Raw genomic sequence first — 21,494 nt, 5'->3', positions numbered from 1 at the left:
CCTACTTATGTACGATTTCAACTTGAGGCGGTTCTAATCTAAGTATTTTAATACCGAATACTGCATATACAACTGCAAGCACTGGATTGATCAAATTAAAGAACGCATAAAATAGATAATCTAGAACACTTACACCTAATACGCTTTGCATGAAGGCTCCGCAGGTGTTCCAAGGGATTAGCGGCGAGGTAATGGTACCACCATCTTCTAGACTGCGGGAAAGGTTCAATTGGTCAAGTCCGCGCTTCTTAAACTCTTCCTTATACATACGGCCAGGCATAACGATGGCAATATATTGATCTGCCGTGACCAAGTTGGTGCCGATACACGTCAATATTGTTCTGGTTACCATAGAACCGGCTGAAGTTGCGCCTCTTAGCACATAGGTAACAATAGATTTTAACAATCCCACTTTTTCGAGCACAGCACCAAAAGACATGGCACATATAATGAGCCAAATAGTGTTGAGCATGCTAGACATGCCGCCTCTTGAAATCAATTCATCTAGATTGTCATTTCCTGTTGCAAATTCAACTCCGTCAAATAGAGCCGTCCAAACCACCATTAGACTTTGAATAAAACCGCTGTGTTCGGTGTCTAAAAGGTTCAGTACCACGTCATATTGAAATATTAAAGCCCAAATACCACCAAGAATTGCGCCAATGGCAATTGCAGGAAATGCGGGCATCTTATTGACCGCTAACAATAACAATACAACCAATGGCACTAGGTTGTACCAACCAATGTGAAAATTTGCTTCTAATAATTCTCGCATTTCATCAATACGAGAACTCGTGTCTATAGTGTCAGATTGCAAACCAAAAATAGTAAACAAAATCAATGCGATAACGAAACTTGGTACCGTAGTCCACAACATATATTTAATATGTTGAAATAAATCTGTGCCAACAACCGCCGGTGCTAAATTTGTAGTCTCTGACAAAGGTGACAATTTATCACCAAAATAAGCCCCAGAAACTATGGCTCCCGCAGTGATACTTAATGACATGTCCATGCCTGTAGCGACACCAATTAAGGCTACACCTATGGTTGCAGCAGTTGTCCATGAACTACCGATGGACATAGCAACAACAGCACAAATTAGACAAGCGGCAGGATAAAACCAACTTGGATTAAGAAGCGACAACCCATAATAAATCAAAGTAGGAACAGTACCCGACAACATCCAAGTACCGATCAGTGAACCTACGGCTAAAAGTATTAAACATGCGCCTAACGACATCGAAATACCCGCGATCAGCCCTTCTTCAATGGATTTCCAGGTATACCCGTTTTTCAAACCAATGATAGCGGCTGTGAACATTCCGATAAGCAGTGCAATTTGGTTTGGACCATAAGAAGAATCTTCACCAAACAAATACACTGAACAACTCATGAGTACAATCAGTAAAACTAACGGAATAAGAGAATCAATGAGACTTGGTTGTTTTGGTTGTTTACTCATGAATTAAAATACCGACAAATAGAAGTTAATGGCAATCAGTCCTGGGCAAATAAACTTGATATACCACGGCCATACTTTCCAGAAAATACGCTGTTCAGCCATAGCATCGCCTTTTTGCAACTCTTGAAGAATCTCATTTCGATTCCAGACCCAACCAGCAAATATACAAAGCACAAGCCCAAGTAATGGTTGGCTATATTCTGTGGTGATGGTAATTACAAGACCAAATAAGGCATCGAAATTGTAGACAATGACTAAGCTTATGAGAAACACTACCAAAGTTAGTAGCATAGTAGCTTTAGGACGTTGCATGCCTTTGTTATCGACTAAGAAAGACACAGGCACTTCTAACATGGAGATAGAGGACGTTAAAGAAGCGATGACCATGAGTAAGAAAAATCCAGATGCCACAACAGTGCCTATGTAGCCAATACTAGAAAATAAAGAGGGCAAAACTTGAAAAATCAAAGTAGGACCGGATAGTAAAGTACCATCATCAGCGTATATGGGAACTGCATTCTCCAGTGCCACATACATAGCAGGGATTATCAGCATACCCGCTAGAATAGCAACGCCAATATCTACCAGAGCGACAGAGGCGCCAAGTTTAGGCAGGCTTTCATGTTGTTGCACGTAAGAACCATAAACCAACATGGTACCCACACCCAATGACATCGAGAAAAATGCCTGCCCCATGGCGTCTAACATTAGTGCTGGATGAAAAACCTTTTCAAAGTCAGGAACTAACAGCTTTTCCCAGCCTTTCATAGCACCAGATTGAAAACTGACATAAATAATTAAGCTGATTATCAAAATCAACAAGGTTGGCATTAAGCGTACAGACCATTTTTCAATACCGCTACTTACGCCACCGATAACCACTAAACAAGTAAAAACTAAAAATACAGCCGTAAAAACAAGGTTGCGACTAATAGAATCAGCCGTAAGCCAACCAAAATCGAGTGAAAATATTGAGGAAATTCCATCAACGAAATATGCAGTCATCCAGCCGGCAACTATGCTGTAGAAGGCCAGGATCAAGATTACGGTGATCGCGCCAACACTGCCTGTTAGCGTACCTAAAAAGTTTCCTGATATTTTGTGAAGCGCGTCGATCATATTGGCTCGCTTGGCGCGGCCTATGATTAACTCTGCCATAAGCACTGGATAGGCAAGTAGAAATGCCATAACCAAATACATGAGAATGAAGGCAGCTCCTCCATTCTCAGCGACTTTGGTGGGGAAGCCCCATATATTGCCAAGCCCAACGGCTGACCCAGCTGCAGCTAGAATAAATCCTAACCGAGAAGAAAAATGTCCTCTCGATGCCATAGTCTGACCTCTTTTTATTTTTATTATTTTGTTACGTTGAGGTTACTATTTCTTTTCCCAGATAGCTACTATAACTAGATGTTTAATGCGTAGCTTCCAGACTCAACCATATCCAATGTTATATTTACCGCTTCCGTTAAGAATGGGTCTATCTCGTCTAACTGTTCAGGTAAATCGTCATCTAACGATTCTACCTTTGTTAATCCTAAACGCTCTAAACGCTGGTTAATGCGTTCAAGACGCTTAGCATCGTGTTCTTTATCCTCAGCAATTCTTTCAGAAGCCACTAAAGAGATAAAGTTTTTATCCTTATTCTCTTTGTATTCTTTGATATCTTCAAAAATATACTGGAACTCAGGATTTTTTAATGTTCTCGCATTGTGCTTTGCAGTCAATACATCAATCATGCTGCTGCTATTGGTCAATTGAGAATATTTTGCTTTATCAATGCTATCCCAAGGTAATGCATTTTCTTCTTTGCTTTCACCCCACTCTTCAGGTTCGATTGGGCTTGGGTATAAAATATCCGGCTTCACACCTTTATGCTGTGTACTACCACCACTAATGCGATAAAACTTCGCCATGGTATATTGTACTGCGCCTAATTTGTTTTCAAAGAAATCATAAATACGCGCTAGCGGTCTGTGTTGCTGTACCGTTCCCTTACCAAAGGTTTGCTCACCAATAATAATGGCGCGGTTAAAGTCTTGCATTGCAGCGGCGAAGATTTCACTCGCAGAAGCGCTATATCTATCAACTAATACTGTAAGTGGACCGTCATAGCTGACTAAACCATCTCTATCATGATTTATTTCAATTTGACCGCTTTCATGACGAATTTGCACAACAGGACCTTTTTCGATAAATAATCCTGATAAGGCAATTGCTTCCGGTAACGAGCCACCGCCATTACCTCTTAAATCAACAATCACGCCTTGTACATTTTGCTCTTTTAATTCATCAAGCAGTTTAATAACGTCCGTATGCAGATTATGGTAGAAAGATGGAATTTCAATCACACCGATCTTTTTACCGCTGTCTGTATCTAAAACATCTGCTTTTGCTGCTTTATCTTCAAGCTTAACCTTGTCTCTGGTAATCGCGATTTCAATCACATTTTTGCTGTCATTGCCACCTTTTTGAACTTGCAAACGAACCAAACTACCTTTAGGTCCTTTAATGAGCTCAACGACTTCGTCTAGACGCCAGCCAACCACATCAACATAAGTTTCTTCATCTTCTTGGGCAACTCCCAAAATACGGTCTTCTGGTTTTAACTGGCCATTTTTGTCAGCAGGTCCGCCAGCAACTACGCTTACCACTGTGGTAAAGTCTTCTTCATTACGTAAAACCGCACCAATCCCTTCTAAAGATAGGTTCATATCCATTTGGAAACGTTCAGTATTTCGAGGAGACAAATAGCTAGTATGGGCTTCAATGCTTCGCGCATAAGAATTCATTACCGTTTGAAACACGTCTTCACTATTTGTTTGCGTTAATCGACGAATGGCTCGCGTGTAACGTTTATCCAAAATGTCTTTAATTTCTTCAGGGGTTTTATCCGCCAATTTCAAACTTAAAGCATCGTATTTCACCCGTTGGCGCCATACTTCGTCAATTTCGTCTTTAGTGGTCGGCCAGTCAGCGTCTTCTCTATTGTAGAAAAACTTATCCCCTGACTTTTCAAAGTCAAAGCCTTTATCTAATAATGATAATGCATACTCAAAACGCTCTTTTCGGCGTTCGAGATTTAGCATATACATTGAATAAGCTATTGATAAATCGCCAATTCTTACTGCTTCGTCAAATTTAGTTCTAAACTCTTTAAAACTGTCGATATCGCTGGCTAAAAAGAAATGCTTATTATTATCTAATGAGTCAACATAACGTTCGAAGATTTTTTCCGACAATGCATCATCAATGTCAATTTTCTTGTAATGTGCTCGGGTAAATGTGCTGGTTATGCGCTTAGCGGCTATAGAATGCTGTTTTTCTTGCTCCAATACGGGAAGAACTAACTCATCTTCCGTGACTTCTGGCTCCATGGCAATCGCTACACTGCTGACAGTGAGCATTGTCACTAATGAAACATGGTGAAAAATATTTTTCATTAAAGGTTTACGGCGCATTAACCTACCTCTCTTAACTTTTTGAAACGGTTCTTAACTGGTCTTGAGTAACTTTGACCGACATACCAGAATTAAGTTGCACAAAAACCCCATCTTTTGAAACTTCTGTCACAACTGCTGGCATAGGTTGTTTACCAACCTTTACTGACACGACCAATCCAACCTTCAATTCATCGTCCGCAATTTTATTAACGGCCAGGCGTTTCTTCTTATGAGTTATATTCGTATTGTCTTTGCTGTCTGGCTTTTTAAATGAACGAGGCTTTTTATGTTTAGGCGGGCTAGACTTAGCTTTCTCTTGCTTTTGCTGTTGACGTTTTTCCGCTGCACGTTGTTTACTTTCTTTTAACTGCACAGCCGCATGTTCAGCATGTTCTGCTTCTACTAAGTCGCCGTCTATTCCATCTAAATCTATTCTTGCACTACCTTCTTTAACTGAAGCCAGATATTTCCAGCTACTAGTATAGTGCCGCAAGCTCATTCTTAATAGTCGTTTACTGACAATCTCAGAATCATCCAACCTTTCGGCTAGATCTTTAAATATTCCAATTTTTAGTGGCTTCACATCACCATCTAGAGTAAAGCATTTTGGAAACTGGGAACATAAATATGCCAGTGTATCTTTAGTGTTTGATAACTTTTCTTGAACCATTTTTGAATTATGAACTAAATGTCTTATTGTCCTTGTAGATTACAGCATTATTTCAGGTATTTGATTGATGGTCTACCCAATCTACTAAATCTTCTATATCAATGTTCACAATTTCTGTATTTAGATGCCAAACTTCCCAAACATTCTGTAGTCTCTGTTCAAGGGTATGGGGATCTATATCATCGTCGGCTTTATCATAAGTAAGATGTAATATTGAATTTAAACATTCAGATGCCTCATAGGGATCATCATGTCTATCTTCCATGTCCTCAGGTGTACTTAAGTGAACATGAATATCAACTAAGTGTTTCATATATTTTATTGCCCTTTCGCAATCACTGATTCTATTAGCCTAGCAACTTTTTCTAACACGACTTTATCGTCTTCGGAAAAACGACCGACCATGGGCGAATCTATATCTAAAACCGCATATACTTCAGAATCTTTACAGATGGGAATTACAATTTCGCTATTAGAGGCTGCATCACAAGCGATATGACCTTCAAATTGATGAACATCTTCAACTAACATTGTTTGATTTAGCGCTGCTGCTGTTCCACAAACGCCCTTCCCTAGAGGAATTCGAATACAAGCAGGTTGTCCTTGAAAAGGACCTAACACTAGCATGCCATCCTTCATTAAATAAAAGCCAGCCCAATTGATCTGCTCCATTTGATTAAACAAGATAGCGCTAATATTCGCTAAATTTGCAATAATATCCGGTTCATCCTGGGTTATGGCTTCAATTTGTTGATAAAGACTCATGTCACTGCTACTCAAATCTAACATTTTATTGTCCTAAAAATTAGAGCATGATAAACAGGCTCTAGTGCGTGATAAACGACCAAAGGTCGTCATAGTGGTGCAAAATACCAACTGGATTGTGCTGTTTTAAACGCTCTTCATGATGTACACCGAAGGAAACGCCTAATCTAGGCATATCTATGGCTTCAGCCATTTGCATATCATAAACAGTATCACCTACCATCAACACCTGAGATGCAGGCACATTCCAATGGGCAATTAACTTTTCAAGCATTTGAGGAGAAGGCTTTGATTCAGCTTCATCCGCACAAATGGAAGTATCAAAATACTGGCGACTATTTGTAGCATCAAATGCTCTTTCCAATCCCCGTCTTGCTTTACCGGTAGCTACACCTAATACACAGTGCTTTTGCAATTGATGTAAGGTTTGTTGCACTTTCGGAAAAAGAGGACATGGTGTTTGGTCTGTCGTAATAAACACTTCTTTATAATGCTGAGCGACCTCTTTAGCCTGTTCGCCCTGCAAATTAAATAATTGTTGAATCGCTGGAATAAGCGAAATGCCGATAATTTCGTGCACATTTTCCGCAGATGGAATGGGTAGGCTCGCACGTTGCGCGGCATGTTGCATGCAACTCACGATTTTAGCGGCTGAATCCATCAGCGTGCCATCCCAATCAAAAATAATATGAGAATACTTCATTAAAAACTTTTCACTGCATTATTGAGTTGATCATCATAGTCAGCGGTAAAGGTCATTACCTCTTCACTCACCGGATGAATAAAAGTCAATTGATAGGCATGTAAACATAATCTATTACAGCCTAAAGACTTAACATATTTGTCGAATTCTTTATCGCCATATTTGTCGTCATTCGCGATTGGATACCCGGCATGCAGACAATGAACGCGAATTTGGTGTGTTCGCCCTGTAATTGGTCTAGCTTCCACCAATGACATTTTCTCATGGGTTTTTAACAAGGTAAATTTAGTTTTACTTTCTTTACCATTATCATTCACCATGACCACACGTTCGCCCCCTTGCAGGGTATTTTTCTCTAATGGTGCTTCTACTACTCTCAAATTGTGCGGCCAATTGCCTTTGACTAACGCGTGATAGACTTTGTTCATCTGCTTGTTTCTAAGTTGTTCATGCAAATGTCTAAGGGCTGAGCGTTTCTTTGCAACGAGCAAACAGCCAGAGGTATCCCGGTCAATTCTATGCACAAGTTCAAGATACTGATGTGCCTCTCGTGAGGCTCTTAACCCTTCTATAACACCTGATTTAACGCCGCTACCACCATGTACAGCCACACCTGAAGGCTTGTTAATTACGATTATTCGATCATCTTCATACAAAATTGCATCGCTGAGCATTTGCGCAAAGCCTTTTGAAATTTGCCCTTCCGGTGGTGCGGTTTCTAAACGAATAGGCGGGATTCGAACCTCATCGCCAATTTGCAGTTTGTAATCTGGTTTAGCGCGCTTTTTATTTACCCGCACTTCGCCTTTACGCAAAATTTTATAAATTTTGCCTTTGGGTACTCCTTTTAATTGCAGGGTAAGAAAATTATCCAGGCGTTGCAGATGATTATCTTCTGTAATGGTCACAAATTGTACATTTTGAAATTGTTCAGTCATTTAACACTTAATTTTGTAAAAAAGATTGACGTTTTCATCTTAAAAACGTAGGTGTTGGTATTTTTGTGTGATATTATCGCATTGCTTATTGGAATACCTAAAAAATTTTTGAGATCAAATGGTTATTAGACTCTCAAAAGCTGAATATCAGGTAGCATTCAATCGTTAAAAACACACAGTAAATTGAATGTTAAGCAAGAATGAATTTATTTAGCAATGGCCAATATAAGATAAACAAATTATCAGGCTGATTGCTGTTATGTATAAAAAAGACCTAACTGTAAAGTAACAGTATAATGGCTTAAAAAAGAGCCATGTAAATAAAGATTAAGTAAGTTACTCGTAGTAAAAAAGTTCACAGTCGGGAGACTCTGTGTCTACTTTCTGTTAGGTCTGTTGTTAAACAGAGTTAGACAATATGAAGCGTATGTTAATCAACGCAACTCAGCAAGAAGAGTTGCGTGTAGCCCTTGTAGATGGCCAAAAACTCTACGATCTTGATATAGAAAGTCCTGGACACGAACAGAAAAAAGCGAACATTTACAAAGGGGTTATCACTAGAGTTGAACCTAGTTTAGAGGCCGCATTTGTTAATTATGGCGCTGAACGTCACGGATTTTTACCCCTCAAAGAAATTGCTCGCAGTTACTTCCCCAGTGGATACAAATTTGAAGGTCGCCCTAACATTAAGGAAGTTATTTCCGAAGGCACTGAAGTTATTGTTCAAATTGATAAAGAAGAAAGAGGTCAAAAAGGCGCAGCGCTGACAACCTTTATTTCTCTTGCTGGAAGTTATTTGGTATTAATGCCAAACAACCCTCGTGCAGGCGGTATTTCTCGTCGCATCGAAGGTGACGAACGTACAGAGCTTAAAGCCGCTCTTAGCGAGCTAGATGTGCCTAATGGCATGGGATTGATTGTAAGAACCGCAGGTGTAGGCAAATCTCCTGAAGAATTGAAGTGGGATCTTAGTGTTTTAAAACACTATTGGGAACAAATTTCAACCGCTGCGGATACACGTCAAGCTCCCTTCTTAATCCATCAAGAAAGTAATGTTATCGTTCGCGCGATTAGAGATTATTTGCGTCGTGACATTGGCGAAATTCTAATCGACGACAAAACGGTTTTCGAAGAAGCTCAGCAACATATTTCTGTTGTTCGCCCTGATTTTGTAAATCGAGTAAAGATGTACACAGGTGATGTGCCTTTATTCTCTCATTACCAAATTGAATCCCAAATAGAGTCAGCGTTTCAGCGCGAAGTAAGACTTCCTTCTGGCGGTTCAATTGTTATTGACCCTACAGAAGCGCTAACGTCTATCGATATCAACTCTTCACGCGCCACCAAAGGCGGCGACATTGAAGAAACGGCACTGAATACCAACTTAGAAGCAGCCGATGAAATAGCGCGTCAATTGAGATTACGTGACCTTGGTGGTCTTGTGGTTATCGACTTCATCGATATGTCACCTGTAAAACACCAACGTGAAGTCGAAAATCGCATGAAAGATGCGGTTAGAGCAGACAGAGCCCGTATACAATTAGGCAAAATTTCTAGATTTGGCTTATTAGAAATGAGTCGTCAACGTTTGCGCCCATCTCTTGGTGAGTCAGCTCATACCGTATGTCCAAGATGTGATGGTCATGGTACTATCCGAGGAATTGAATCTACAGCGCTAGCTGTACTTCGCATCATTGAAGAAGAAAGTATTAAAGACAACACAGGGCAAATCGAAGCGCAATTGCCAGTGTCTGTTGCAACTTATTTACTTAATGAAAAACGTGATGCTGTTCAACGCTTAGAAAAGCGCCAAAAAGTGAGTTTAATCATAATTCCTAATCCGAATTTAGAAACGCCTAAATTCCAAATTTTACGTCGTAAAGTTGCAGATGTTACATCTGAAGTGAGCTACAACCTTGATCTTGTGCAAAAAGATGAAGAGACAATAGTCACCAATGCTGACGCGGTAAAACGCGAGAAGCCTGCCCTGTCTGGTATGACTGCGCCAACTCAAGCGCCAGTAGTTGTCCAGCAAGAGAAAAAATCTCCAGGACTTATTGATGGCTTAGTGAAGTGGTTTAAAGGCTTGTTTGAAGAAGAGAAAAAACAAGAAAGCAAACCTAAGCAGAACCGTCGCGGCCAACAAAACCGTAATCAAAAACGCCGTCAAAATAATCGTAATAAGCAAAACAGACAGCGTAAACAGCAACAAGATAAGGTGGCTAAAGACACTGAATCTAAAGATAAAAACGAAGATCAAAAAGAGACTTCGGCTAAGCCACAAGAAAACAAACAAAATCAACGTAATACTCAACAACGTAAAAAGCCTGCGCAACGCAGAAATCGTCGTCCTGAACGTCAATCCGTAAGGGTTAAAGATGACAATGAAACTGCGAATAAGCAAGCGGTTGCTGCAACCAACACTGAAAATGCTCAAGTTCAGGGGAAAGAAAACAAAAAGCCAAAAGCCGTAGCAAATGAATCTCAGAAGGAAAAGGCTCAAGCTCCTTTAGAAGAAGCCCTTGTTCCTGCTGTAGATGATCAAGGTCTTGAGAAACAAGAAGCAACAGTTTCTGCAGATGCTAAGGTCGACACATCGGCAGACAAGAGTGCAGAGAACAAAGTTGAATCTAAACAAAGCGAAGAAATTGTGGCAGCAGAAACTAAAGCTACAGAACAGACTTCTGAAGCCAAGTCTGCAGAGACGAAAGATTCGCAAGATGACACCGAAGAAGCAGCACCTGCTCGCAATCGCTCGAGACGTAGTCCTCGACATGCTAGAGCTGCTGGTCAAAAGCGCAAACAAAAAGAAACCGATGCTGAGCCCGCTACTCAAGAAGTACCCCAAACCACAGAGGTTGCTCAGGCTGAGTTGGCATTTGACGAAATAAGTGAAGATAAAGCCGCAGAGGCTGCAGTTGAAACTGCTACTGTGGAAAGTGAAAATGCTACAGAGACTGCGCCTGAACCTTCGAATGATGTGCCAGTTCAAGCTGAAATCGCACTTGAAACTGAGGTAGTAGAAGCTGCTGAAGTGAAAACTGAGGTTTCTGAAATAAGTATCAAGCCTAAATCTTGGCATTTTGTATCTCATCCTATGGCACAGCCAACCAGTATTGAGATGCCAGAAATGAATGAATATTCAGAAATGTCTAACGAAAAACGTGGTGAATTAGCAGGAATTCGTACACCGGCAATCATTGCTAACGCTACTTCTAATGCTAGTGCACCAAGTACAAATCCGAGTAATTAATTAAGGTTACTCGCGATTAATACAAAATAAGACACAAAAAAACCTCCTATTTGGAGGTTTTTTTACGCTTGTCTTCTACTTTCCATTTGCCATCTTGATACCATGCAGACCAGCCTGTGGCTTTTTGCTTACTATCTTCAGACATAATATATTGTTGCTTAGTTTTACGGCTATAGCGCACTATCGCAGGATTTCCATCCGGGTCCTTCGCTGGTGCATCTGCTAAATAATAAAACTTCGGAGAAATTCTATCTCTAAACTGCTTAAGCTCTTGAACTAGAGGCGCTCTTGTCTCTCTGGATTTCGGAAAAGTTGATGCCGCCAAGAAAATCCCTGACGCGCCATCTCTTAACACAAAATACCCATCAGATTTTGTACACGGCAATTCTGGAAGATGGACCGGATCTTCTTTTGGTGGCGCTGGTTCGCCATTTTTCAGTAGTTTACGAGTGTTTTTACAATCGTCGTTGGTACAACCAAAATATTTCCCAAAACGGCCATTCTTTAATTCCATATCACTGTGGCATTTATCACATTCAATAACAGGACCATCATAGCCTTTGAGTTTAAAGTCGCCTTTTTCGATTTCTGTACCTGGACAAGCCGGCGAATTACCACAAATATGCAAACGATTTTTTTCATCAACTAAATAGCTATCCATTGCTGTATCGCAAATTGGACAACGTTTTTTAGCGCGTAAAGCCTCAGTTTCAAGCTCTTCTTCTGATGCATTGACCACTTCGTCGCCAGGCGTCAAACTCATTGTGTTGGTGCAGCGTTCTTTAGGCGGTAAGTTATAACCAGAGCACCCAAGGAATACACCGGTAGAAGCAGTGCGAATATTCATTTGACGACCACATTTATCGCATTCGATATCCACAGGCACGGCCTGATTGGGTCGCATCCCACCTTCTTCGGCTTCTTTTTCAGCTAATTCTAGTTTGGCTGAGAAATCTGCATAAAATCTGTTGAGTACTTCTTTCCAACTTAGTTCACCTTGGGCGATATCATCAAGGTATTGCTCCATGTTGGCGGTAAAGTCGTAATTGATTAGGTCTGCGAAACTGTCCACTAGGCGATCATTTACAATTTCACCCATCTTCTCAGCGTAAAAACGCTTATTTTCTAATTTAACATAACCACGATCTTGAATGGTTGAAATAATATTAGCGTAAGTTGAAGGTCGCCCTATTCCACGTTTTTCCAACTCTTTGACCAAAGAAGCTTCATTAAATCTTGCCACAGGCTTAGTAAAATGCTGTCTGGGCAATAATTGTTGAAGTGATAGTTTGTCACCTTGTTGCAAATTGGGCAGCTCAGTGTCTTTGTCGTCTTTTTTCGCAATTTGAGGTTGTACTTTTGTCCAACCATCAAAAATTAATACACGCCCTTTAACCGTTAATTCGTAATCTTCACCGGATTCAGGTTTAGCCAGTACTTTAATGGTTGTGGCATCATACTTTGCATTCGTCATTTGACAGGCAACAAATTGTCGCCAAATAAGCTCATACAAACGTTGAGCGTCGTTTTCCATATCAGATAAGCTCTGAGATTTAATCTGAACGTTAGACGGTCTGATAGCTTCGTGTGCCTCTTGAGCGCCCTCTTTGCTACCATAGCGAAGAGGATTTGCCGGCAAATACTTATCACCGAAATTCTTATTTACATATTCTCGACATGTCGCAACTGCTTCTTCACTCAAATTTGTTGAGTCTGTACGCATATAGGTAATATGGCCTGCCTCATACAAACGTTGGGCTAGCATCATGGTTTTCTTAACACCAAATCCCAGTCTTGTGCTTGCCGCTTGTTGTAACGTAGAAGTTATAAATGGCGCTGAAGGCTTGCTTTGAGTGGGTTTAGACTCACGACTAATAACACTGTATTGGCTGGCTTTTAATTCGGCTACAGCGGTATCGGCTTGCTGCTTATTTACTGGTTTAAAAGCTTTACCTGCATGTTTGGCAACCAGCATTTTCAAAGCATCGCCCTGAGCAGAATTTAAATCAGCATGAATATCCCAAAATTCTTCAGGTACAAAGGCTTTAATTTCTCGCTCGCGTTCTACCACTAGTCTAACGGCGACTGATTGCACACGACCAGCAGATAAGCCACGAGCAACCTTTTTCCATAAAAGTGGCGACAACATGAAACCTACGATTCTATCTAAGAATCGTCTTGCTTGTTGTGCATTTACTCTATCTGTATTGACTTCGCTTGGGTGCTTAAATGCGTCTTGAATGGCTGTTTTGGTAATTTCATTAAAAACAACACGTTGAAACTTTTTGTTATCACCTTTTAATAATTCTTTAAGGTGCCAAGCAATTGCCTCTCCTTCTCTATCCAAATCCGTTGCAAGATAGATTTGATCAGCGTTTTTCGCTAGCTTCTTTAATTCGTTAACTACCTTTTCTTTTCCCTGTAGCACTTGGTAATGCGCTTCCCAGTCATTCATTGGGTCCACGCCCATACGATCAACTAGCTTTTGGTATTCATACTTTTTTAGATAGTTTTGTTTTTTGGTATCAGTAAGCTGATTTAATTCCTTTGCTGGTTTTTTAGGCGGTACCTTGCCTAAAGACTTAGTCGGAAGATCCCGAACATGTCCAACACTGGATTTCACAATAAAATTGTTACCTAGATATTTATTTATTGTTTTTGCTTTTGCTGGTGATTCTACTATTACTAATGATTTACCCATTAAGAGAGAAAACCTTATATATTTTAGGTGCTTGCTAGAATTTTTATCTATAGTTTGGCAAGCAACGGGTTAATTTTCCTTTTTTAACATATATCTACAAAGTGAATAGAAAACAAGCTGTTCTATATAAATATCTATTAAAAGTTACAAAAGTCATTGTTTTATAATGAGTTTTCTATTGTTAAATATTGGCAAACTAAATTAAAACCGTATAATCGCGACAAAATTTGTGTATTTATCCACCGCCTAGTAGCGTTTATTCAATTTAATAGGAGAAAACAATGACAGCAATTGAAGCAAATTTTGATGGTCTAGTTGGGCCTACACATAATTATGCAGGTCTCTCCTATGGGAATGTTGCTTCTACCGCTAACGCGCGGGCGAATAGTAATCCGAAGCAAGCCGCTCTGCAAGGGTTAGAGAAAATGAAGGCCCTGAGTGATTTAGGCCTGATTCAAGGCGTTTTGGCCCCTCAAGAGCGTCCGGATACTCATACTTTACGTCGTTTAGGATTTACCGGGAATGATACTGAAGTCTTAGCAGCAGCTTATAAAAAAGCCCCGCATTTACTAATGGCATGTAGTTCTGCCTCTAGTATGTGGACTGCGAACGCTGCCACAGTATCCCCTAGTGCTGATACTGCTGATAATAAGGTACATTTTACGCCTGCAAATTTGACTAATAAATTTCACCGCGCCATTGAACCGAAAGTGACAGGCAATATTTTGGCGGCGACCTTTGCTGACGAACAGTATTTTTCACATCATAAACACTTACCAGACAATGATCACTTCGGGGATGAGGGCGCGGCTAATCATACAAGATTTTGCAGTGACTATGGCCAACAAGGGGTGGAATTCTTTGTGTTTGGTAAATATGCGTTTGATGGTAGCAAACCTATGCCGCAAAAATTCCCAGCGCGCCAAACCTTTGAAGCTAGTCAAGCGATAGCTCGATTACATGGCTTAAAAGAAGAGAAAACCGTATTCGCTCAACAAAATCCCGATGTTATTGACCAAGGTGTATTTCATAATGATGTAATCGCTGTGGGCAATAAAAATGTTCTTTTCTATCATCAACAAGCATTTTTAAATACCGGTGAAGTACAACAACAGTTATTGAAAGCCTATGGTTCAGACGACTTTCACTTTATTGAAGTTAGCACTCAAGACGTACCTATTATAGATGCCGTTAAGAGCTATTTATTCAATACTCAACTGGTGAATCTGCCTAACGGAGATATGGTCATTATTGCACCACTTGAATGTCAGCAAATTCCTAGCGTAAATCAGTATCTCGAAAAATTGGTGGAATCTAATTCACCGATTAAAAAAGTCCACTTTTTTGATGTTAAGCAGAGTATGCAAAATGGAGGCGGTCCTGCTTGTTTACGCCTTCGTGTTGCTATGAATAACGAGGAATTAAATGCGGTTAATTCCGAGTGCATCATCACTGATAGAAAATATTTACAGCTTTGCCAATGGGTAAATTCGCACTACAGAGATCAACTTGCACCTCAAGATCTTGCTGATCCACAACTATTAAATGAATCTAGAACAGCGTTAGATGAATTAACGGGAATTTTAAACTTGGGTTCAGTTTACCCGTTTCAAAAATAAAAAAATCCCGTTTTTAAGCGGGATTTTTCTATAACTTCATTATTAATCAGTGTTAAAGCAGGTTAATAAACTTTGACCAAATGGGCTATTTGGTGGGCTTATACCTTCTGCTTTTAACTCTTCAGCAGCGACTGATAATGTAAAGAATTGGCTTTCAGACGCTTCTGTACCAGATGACTGACCTGAGACTACTATCTCTAGTTTTACCCAAGGCGCAAATTGTCTTGGATAACGCACCTCAATTGTCGCTTGACCAAATTCGTTGGTACGTGAAACACCATCTTTAAACGATACAACAGCAACGTTACCTGGGGTTAATTGTCCATCACCATTGCGGTCTTCTCCTGCATCTAATCGGTTGTTACGAATAATGAAATCTTCTGAAGGACAATTGATATAGGTATTTTCTAAATACGTTGGTGATAAAGGATTGGTATCATACAACACCCAAATTCGATCGTTTGCATCCCAGTTCCAATAACCTTTGCGGTAAGCGTTTTCCATGGTTGGGTTTGCAGAAGCCGTTAGTTCCGCATTGGCTACAGGACGACCCGCTGCATCAGTGACAAACACAGCAAACTCTTTTAAGTAGGTAGAATTATCTGGTTTTTGAATAATAGTACCCGTACCTAATGAGATATCAAAGGCTCTGTCACCTACGGTTAAATATGCATCGCCAGTAACGCCACCTGTAGCAGCACGAATCAAAACACCATCTTGAGAGCTTACTGCATTAGACGTATAAACTGTTGAGGCTATACCATTTGAATCTGTAGTGGCTCTGTTAGGCGAAATACTACCGCCAGTATCATCTGTCACTATAGTGAAATCAACTTCAGCACCTTTTACAAGGTTACCCAATTGATCACGGACTATTGCTGTAAAGGTAGAGGTTTGTCCTTCTGGACCAATTAAATCAGGCGTTGCATCTACCGAAACACTGTGGGGAACAGTAGCGATAAATTCAATGCTGGTTCTGGCACTCACAGTTTGACCATTGCCATCAGTACCAATAGCAGAAATTGACGCAGGTCCGGCAAAAGATGATGAAATATGTACTGTTGCAACACCAAAAGCATCCGTAGTTGTAACATTGGTTGGGTTGCCCCCCACAGTTATATTACCCCGAGACGATGTTACTTCGATATTACCATTGGCATAAGGAAGCCCATTTTTAAACCAGCGAATTTCAAGGGGTGCTAAATCACCGAGCGGTATATCCTCTGAGGGCACTGATGAGAAACTAAAATCGTCTTGTTGAATATTAATTCGAAATTGAATGTTTGTATTTAAGGCAGAAGCTGTCACAGCAGCATTTCCTGCTTGTGACGAAGAGAAATCCACACTGACTTGACCACTGCTGTCTGTCATTGGATTTCCGTCTGCATCCGCGGGAACAGGATTAGAAATTGTACCTATGTCTGATGAAATGCTAACAGGCGTATTAGGTATTCCTCTACCATCAGAATCAGACACCACTATGGTTAAAGGCGACACATCATTGATAATAATGGACGATGGGCCATTAACTAAAATTTCAGTACCAACTACTTTTATATCTAAGGTTTGATTTAGGTTTGCCGCGTTGGCCGTAACTGTAATGGTTCTATTTTCTGGGTTATTTTGCGTTGACAAGCGTGCTCTCGCTGCGCCGTCTTCCCCAGTTACGGAATCCACAACAGTTAAAGATGCATTATTGTTCACTGCAAATGACACTGGTATGTCGCTTAACAATATGTTGTTATCGTTTTTGACAATAGCCGTAATAACCACTGTATCGTTGCCTGATGAAGGCAATTGGACCTTGTCTGCGAACAATTCTATTGCTGTCGGCTGCTGTTGCTGTGAGCCTGCTGATGTAAAACCTATACTTTCGGTTACTGTAGAATCAACGCTAGCAGTAATATTTGCACTGCCGGATAAATCATCAACATAAATCGCAATCCTCGCAATGCCGTCTGTACCGGTTAATGCAGAACCTGCGTCATTACCAAATCTCGCTAAACCAGCTTTATCGAAGGTAAAGGTTACCACTTTGTTGGAAACTGGGTTACCATCTTGATTAGTAACGGTTGCAAGTAGCGTTAACGGAGAACCATCACTGACTTCCGACGCTGTATTTCCATCTGCATCTACTAAAGAGAGAGCCAGAGTGAGAGTTTGTGGTGTGGCACCTGGATCTGGTGTTGGAGTGCCGGTTTCAGAACGGCTTAAAGGTTCGCCGCCACCGCCACATGCCATAAGCATGCCTAGTAGAAGGGTAAACCAAATTGTGCGAATACAGTGTTTCATTTTGTTAACCTATGTTATAGATCGATTTGCAAGCGTTGGTATAAATCAACATATAAAATAACAAAGAGTCTTTTGCTTTTAGACGGTTGTTGTTAACCTTTGGTATTAAGACACATAACCAAAATAAGAAGGTCTAGGTATGTCCAGTGCGACAAAAAAAACAAATTTAACTCTCAGAATACTTATCGGCATGTGTGCTGGAATCATAATAGGACTTATCCTACAGTTTATGAGGAGCACCTTTGGTGACGGAAAAGATTTAGTTATCTCATTGTTTGGGTTAGATTTTTCTGTCTACGGTTTTTTTGTGGAAAATATTTTTCACATCGGCGGCACTATTTTTGTCAACAGTTTAAAGATGCTGGTAGTACCTTTGGTATTTGTATCCTTAGTCTGTGGTGTTTCGAGTTTATCCGATCCAAAAAAATTAGGTCGACTGGGCGGAAAATCCGTTTCTTTATACTTATTAACCACTGCTATTGCCGTAACTGGCGCTATTGTCGCAGCGTTACTAGTTAAACCTGGCGAAAAATTTGATATAGGTGCGGATGCGGTTTTTGAACCCAAAGAAGCACCAGGTCTAGCTCAAGTCATCATTGATATGTTTCCTTCGAACCCGATTGCCTCAATGGCCGACGGCAATATGCTACAAATTATTGTATTTTCAATACTTGTTGGTATCGCCATGTCTTTGGCAAAAGAAAGTGGGACTAAGGTCAGACAGGGATTTGAATTTCTAAATGACGTAATCATGAAAATCGTCACTATTATAATGGAACTTGCACCTTATGGGGTGTTCTTCTTAATCGCAAAGCTCGCCAGCACCTTGGAATTCAATGCATTCTATAATATTGCTAAATATTTTATCTTAGTGTTTATACTGCTTATATTGCACGGCATTATTACCTACCCAATCTTGCTCAAAGTATTTACTGGCTTAAACCCAATAAAATTAATGATAAAAATGAAAGATGCAGCTTTGTTTGCATTTAGTTCATCCAGTTCAAACGCGACCTTGCCGATCACTCTTGCTACAGCAGAAAAAAAATTGGGGGTAGATAATAGTGTAGCCTCCTTTACTATTCCCTTAGGTGCGACTATCAACATGGACGGTACTGCTATAATGCAAGGCGTTGCCACTGTGTTTATCGCACAAGCTTATGGTGTAGACTTATCAATGGCGCAATTGTTAATGGTCATATTGACTGCAACACTTGCCTCTGTGGGAACTGCTGGTGTCCCTGGTGTTGGACTAATAATGTTAGCTATGGTGTTACAGCAAGTTGGATTACCTGTAGAAGGCATTGGCCTGATCATAGGGATTGACCGCTTACTTGATATGACAAGAACTGTGGTTAATATTACCGGTGATTGTACCGTGACTTGTATAGTAGCTAAGTCTGAAAAGTCATTGGATGAGGATATTTACAACAACATGGATCTTGAAGATGAGATAGCAAGTGACGAGCTCCAACACCTAACTGAAAAATCTTAATGTAAATGCAATGCAGGCCGTAATTTAGCGGCCTTCCTTGCCGGATATATAGTAGCAAGATAGCCGATAAAAACCGCAAATAAGAAGGTCACCAACACATTCCACCAAACCAATTGTGATGGAATGGTACTGGTAAAATACACACCTGAATTAAGTACCGATAATCCCGTTGTTTGCTCAATAAAATTCAGAACATCAGGCAAAAACAGCGATAGCAATATTCCAACTAGACAGCCAAACAAGGATCCAAGAAAAATACTTCTAATACCTCTTAACACGAACACTTGGCGTATTTGTGTTTCTGTGGCGCCCATGGTTTTCAGTATCGCTATAGCTTTACTCTTTTCTTTTACCGACATCACCAAGCTGGATACAACGTTAAAGCAAGCTATACAAATCAACAAAGCTAATACAATGTAAATCACGAAGCGTACAAGTTGAATATCATAATAAAGGTGCCCGTTCATTCTAAACCAACTAGACATGTAAATAGGTTGGTCAAACTTGTAACCGTATTCACGCACCAAGGTTTGCGCTTGAAATGGGTCTTCTAACACAAATTCAATGTGGGTACTTGCACCGCTATCCAATGCCAAAATTTTATTCAGGGTATTTGGGTTTACTATCCCTAAACGGTCGTTTAAATCCCCTATGGCATCAAAACTTCCAATTACCTCGAACCAATGGGATTTTGGCGTTCTAAACTTTAAACTGTCATCCGTTTCTGGGATCAAAAGCTGAACCTTATCGCCCATCTGGATATTTAGATTGCTAAGTACGTTATGGGCAAGATAAATTCCGTCAGGCGAAGATTCTAACTTACTAATATTTATACTGTTGGAGAATTTATGTTGCCAATAGTTAGGTTCTCCTCCAATGATTTCCAAAGACTTAAAAGCGTTTCCATATTGCAACAAGGCAACGGCCCTATTCACTTGATAAATTTGTTCCACTCGATCATCCGCTTGCACAGCTTGTTTAAAGGCTGGCGATAACTGAATACCATGTTTTTCTATTTGAATAAATTCAGCGTGAGGTACTAGTGAAAGCAAGGAGGTTTTTAATTCTCTTTCAAAGCCATTCATTACACTTAAAAGTAATATTAATGCTGCACAGCCTACACCAACACCAATAGCCGATAGTTTGGTGACAAAGCCAATAAATCCATGCTGTTGTTGATGGCGAAAACCTTTGGCGAGAAAGCGACTAAAATAGTGCATATTCGTTAATCTCACTTCGCATTAAAATTACCATTGCGTAAATGCAACGTTCTATGCATTTGTCCGGCAAGACCTTGGTCATGGGTGACCACAATAAAGGTAGTACCGAATGAATCATTAATTGATTTAATTAGTTCAAATATCGACTCACTGGTATCAGCATCTAAATTACCTGTGGGTTCATCGGCCATAATTATGCTGGGTCGATTAATCAATGCGCGCGCAATGGCGACTCTTTGGCGTTCACCACCAGACAATTGATAAGGTCTATGTTCGGTTCTATGTTCTAGTTTTACCTGAGAGAGCAACTCTTTTGCTTCATCTAAGGCTTGTTGTTTTTTTGTACCACCTATCATTTTCGGCATAGCAACATTTTCAGCTGCGGTAAATTCAGGTAATAAATGATGAAATTGGTATACAAAACCTAGATGTTTATTGCGAAAATTGGCTTGTTCTTTAGCCGAGAGTTGGACTAAATCTTGATCTTGAAAATACACTTTACCACTATCAGGCTCATCCAACGTACCCATAATTTGCAATAAAGTACTCTTTCCGCTACCGGAGCTACCCAAAATAGCGACCAATTCGCCCGCATTTATCTGTAAATCAACGCCAGACAGAACCTGAACACTTTGAGCGCCATCGTGGTAACTTTTACAAATTTGCTGACAGTTTAATAGGGGTTTGGACATGATAGAACACTTACCGCGTTTTTTGCCCATATGTTATATGAAAAATACTTTTAAAACAAAGCATTAATGGCGGAGTGGACGGGACTCGAACCCGCGACCCCCGGCGTGACAGGCCGGTATTCTAACCAACTGAACTACCACTCCAATGGTAGGGTGTTTTCTGGCGGAGTGGACGGGACTCGAACCCGCGACCCCCGGCGTGACAGGCCGGTATTCTAACCAACTGAACTACCACTCC

15 protein-coding genes and 2 tRNA genes are annotated in these 21,494 nt (G+C 40.4%); 3 read left to right on the top strand and 14 right to left on the bottom strand.

The window, feature by feature from the left end; all coding sequences use genetic code 11:
* Nucleotide 1 precedes the first annotated feature (1 nt).
* From nhaC to rluC, 8 genes are all read right to left on the bottom strand, one after another.
* Nucleotides 2-1,465 (bottom strand): Na+/H+ antiporter NhaC, encoded by a 1,464-nt coding sequence (nhaC, locus tag ACNKW3_RS00085; protein ID WP_427397249.1) that lies wholly within the window; start codon nt 1,463-1,465, stop codon nt 2-4.
* 3 nt (nt 1,466-1,468) lie between these two features.
* Nucleotides 1,469-2,797: a sodium-dependent transporter gene (locus tag ACNKW3_RS00080; protein ID WP_427397248.1), complete on the bottom strand. Its 1,329-nt coding sequence runs from the start codon at nt 2,795-2,797 to the stop codon at nt 1,469-1,471.
* A gap of 74 nt (nt 2,798-2,871) precedes the next feature.
* On the bottom strand, nt 2,872-4,908 hold the full coding sequence (gene prc / locus ACNKW3_RS00075; protein WP_427397697.1) for a carboxy terminal-processing peptidase: 2,037 nt from the start codon (nt 4,906-4,908) through the stop codon (nt 2,872-2,874).
* Between the two features lie 31 nt (nt 4,909-4,939).
* Complete coding sequence (gene proQ, locus ACNKW3_RS00070) at nt 4,940-5,578, bottom strand: RNA chaperone ProQ (protein WP_427397247.1); 639 nt, start codon at nt 5,576-5,578, stop codon at nt 4,940-4,942.
* 52 nt (nt 5,579-5,630) lie between these two features.
* The gene (locus ACNKW3_RS00065) at nt 5,631-5,891 is read right to left on the bottom strand and encodes a hypothetical protein (RefSeq protein WP_427397246.1); all 261 of its coding nucleotides are present in this window, start codon (nt 5,889-5,891) and stop codon (nt 5,631-5,633) included.
* 5 nt (nt 5,892-5,896) lie between these two features.
* On the bottom strand, nt 5,897-6,367 hold the full coding sequence (locus tag ACNKW3_RS00060; RefSeq protein WP_427397245.1) for a GAF domain-containing protein: 471 nt from the start codon (nt 6,365-6,367) through the stop codon (nt 5,897-5,899).
* Between the two features lie 37 nt (nt 6,368-6,404).
* Nucleotides 6,405-7,046: an HAD family hydrolase gene (locus ACNKW3_RS00055; RefSeq protein WP_427397244.1), complete on the bottom strand. Its 642-nt coding sequence runs from the start codon at nt 7,044-7,046 to the stop codon at nt 6,405-6,407.
* Nucleotides 7,046-7,984 (bottom strand): 23S rRNA pseudouridine(955/2504/2580) synthase RluC, encoded by a 939-nt coding sequence (gene rluC / locus ACNKW3_RS00050; RefSeq protein ID WP_427397243.1) that lies wholly within the window; start codon nt 7,982-7,984, stop codon nt 7,046-7,048. The genes ACNKW3_RS00055 and rluC overlap by 1 nt, the downstream gene beginning before the upstream one ends.
* Before the next feature lie 418 nt (nt 7,985-8,402).
* Here rluC and rne point away from each other — a divergent pair, with 418 nt between their 5' ends.
* Nucleotides 8,403-11,237 (top strand): ribonuclease E, encoded by a 2,835-nt coding sequence (gene rne / locus ACNKW3_RS00045; protein ID WP_427397242.1) that lies wholly within the window; start codon nt 8,403-8,405, stop codon nt 11,235-11,237.
* A 46-nt stretch (nt 11,238-11,283) separates the two neighbouring features.
* Here the strand turns inward: rne and topA are convergent, their stop codons facing one another.
* Nucleotides 11,284-13,938, bottom strand: coding sequence for a type I DNA topoisomerase (gene topA, locus ACNKW3_RS00040; protein ID WP_427397241.1), 2,655 nt, complete (start codon nt 13,936-13,938; stop codon nt 11,284-11,286).
* A gap of 281 nt (nt 13,939-14,219) precedes the next feature.
* Between topA and astB the strand changes: the two genes are divergently transcribed.
* Nucleotides 14,220-15,557 carry an N-succinylarginine dihydrolase gene (gene astB, locus ACNKW3_RS00035; RefSeq protein ID WP_427397240.1) on the top strand — a complete coding sequence of 446 codons (1,338 nt, stop codon included), beginning with the start codon at nt 14,220-14,222 and terminating at the stop codon, nt 15,555-15,557.
* Between the two features lie 42 nt (nt 15,558-15,599).
* Here the strand turns inward: astB and ACNKW3_RS00030 are convergent, their stop codons facing one another.
* On the bottom strand, nt 15,600-17,849 hold the full coding sequence (locus ACNKW3_RS00030; protein ID WP_427397239.1) for an Ig-like domain-containing protein: 2,250 nt from the start codon (nt 17,847-17,849) through the stop codon (nt 15,600-15,602).
* 139 nt (nt 17,850-17,988) lie between these two features.
* On the opposite strand from ACNKW3_RS00030, the gene ACNKW3_RS00025 reads away from it, so the two are divergent.
* On the top strand, nt 17,989-19,344 hold the full coding sequence (locus tag ACNKW3_RS00025; protein ID WP_427397238.1) for a dicarboxylate/amino acid:cation symporter: 1,356 nt from the start codon (nt 17,989-17,991) through the stop codon (nt 19,342-19,344).
* Here the strand turns inward: ACNKW3_RS00025 and ACNKW3_RS00020 are convergent.
* The 4 genes from ACNKW3_RS00020 to ACNKW3_RS00005 all read right to left on the bottom strand — a co-directional run bounded on the left by ACNKW3_RS00020 (nt 19,341) and on the right by ACNKW3_RS00005 (nt 21,494).
* Nucleotides 19,341-20,564: an FtsX-like permease family protein gene (locus ACNKW3_RS00020; RefSeq protein WP_427397237.1), complete on the bottom strand. Its 1,224-nt coding sequence runs from the start codon at nt 20,562-20,564 to the stop codon at nt 19,341-19,343. The two genes, ACNKW3_RS00025 and ACNKW3_RS00020, sit on opposite strands and share 4 nt — an antisense overlap.
* 11 nt (nt 20,565-20,575) lie before the next feature.
* On the bottom strand, nt 20,576-21,256 hold the full coding sequence (gene lolD / locus ACNKW3_RS00015) for a lipoprotein-releasing ABC transporter ATP-binding protein LolD (protein WP_427397236.1): 681 nt from the start codon (nt 21,254-21,256) through the stop codon (nt 20,576-20,578).
* Between the two features lie 67 nt (nt 21,257-21,323).
* Nucleotides 21,324-21,400 (bottom strand) — tRNA-Asp (locus ACNKW3_RS00010).
* 17 nt (nt 21,401-21,417) lie between these two features.
* Nucleotides 21,418-21,494 (bottom strand) — tRNA-Asp (locus ACNKW3_RS00005).

Source organism: Glaciecola sp. 1036 (genome assembly GCF_050306235.1).
In the GTDB taxonomy this organism is placed as follows: domain Bacteria; phylum Pseudomonadota; class Gammaproteobacteria; order Enterobacterales; family Alteromonadaceae; genus Glaciecola.
This window is presented reverse-complemented; position numbering and strand designations above follow the sequence as displayed.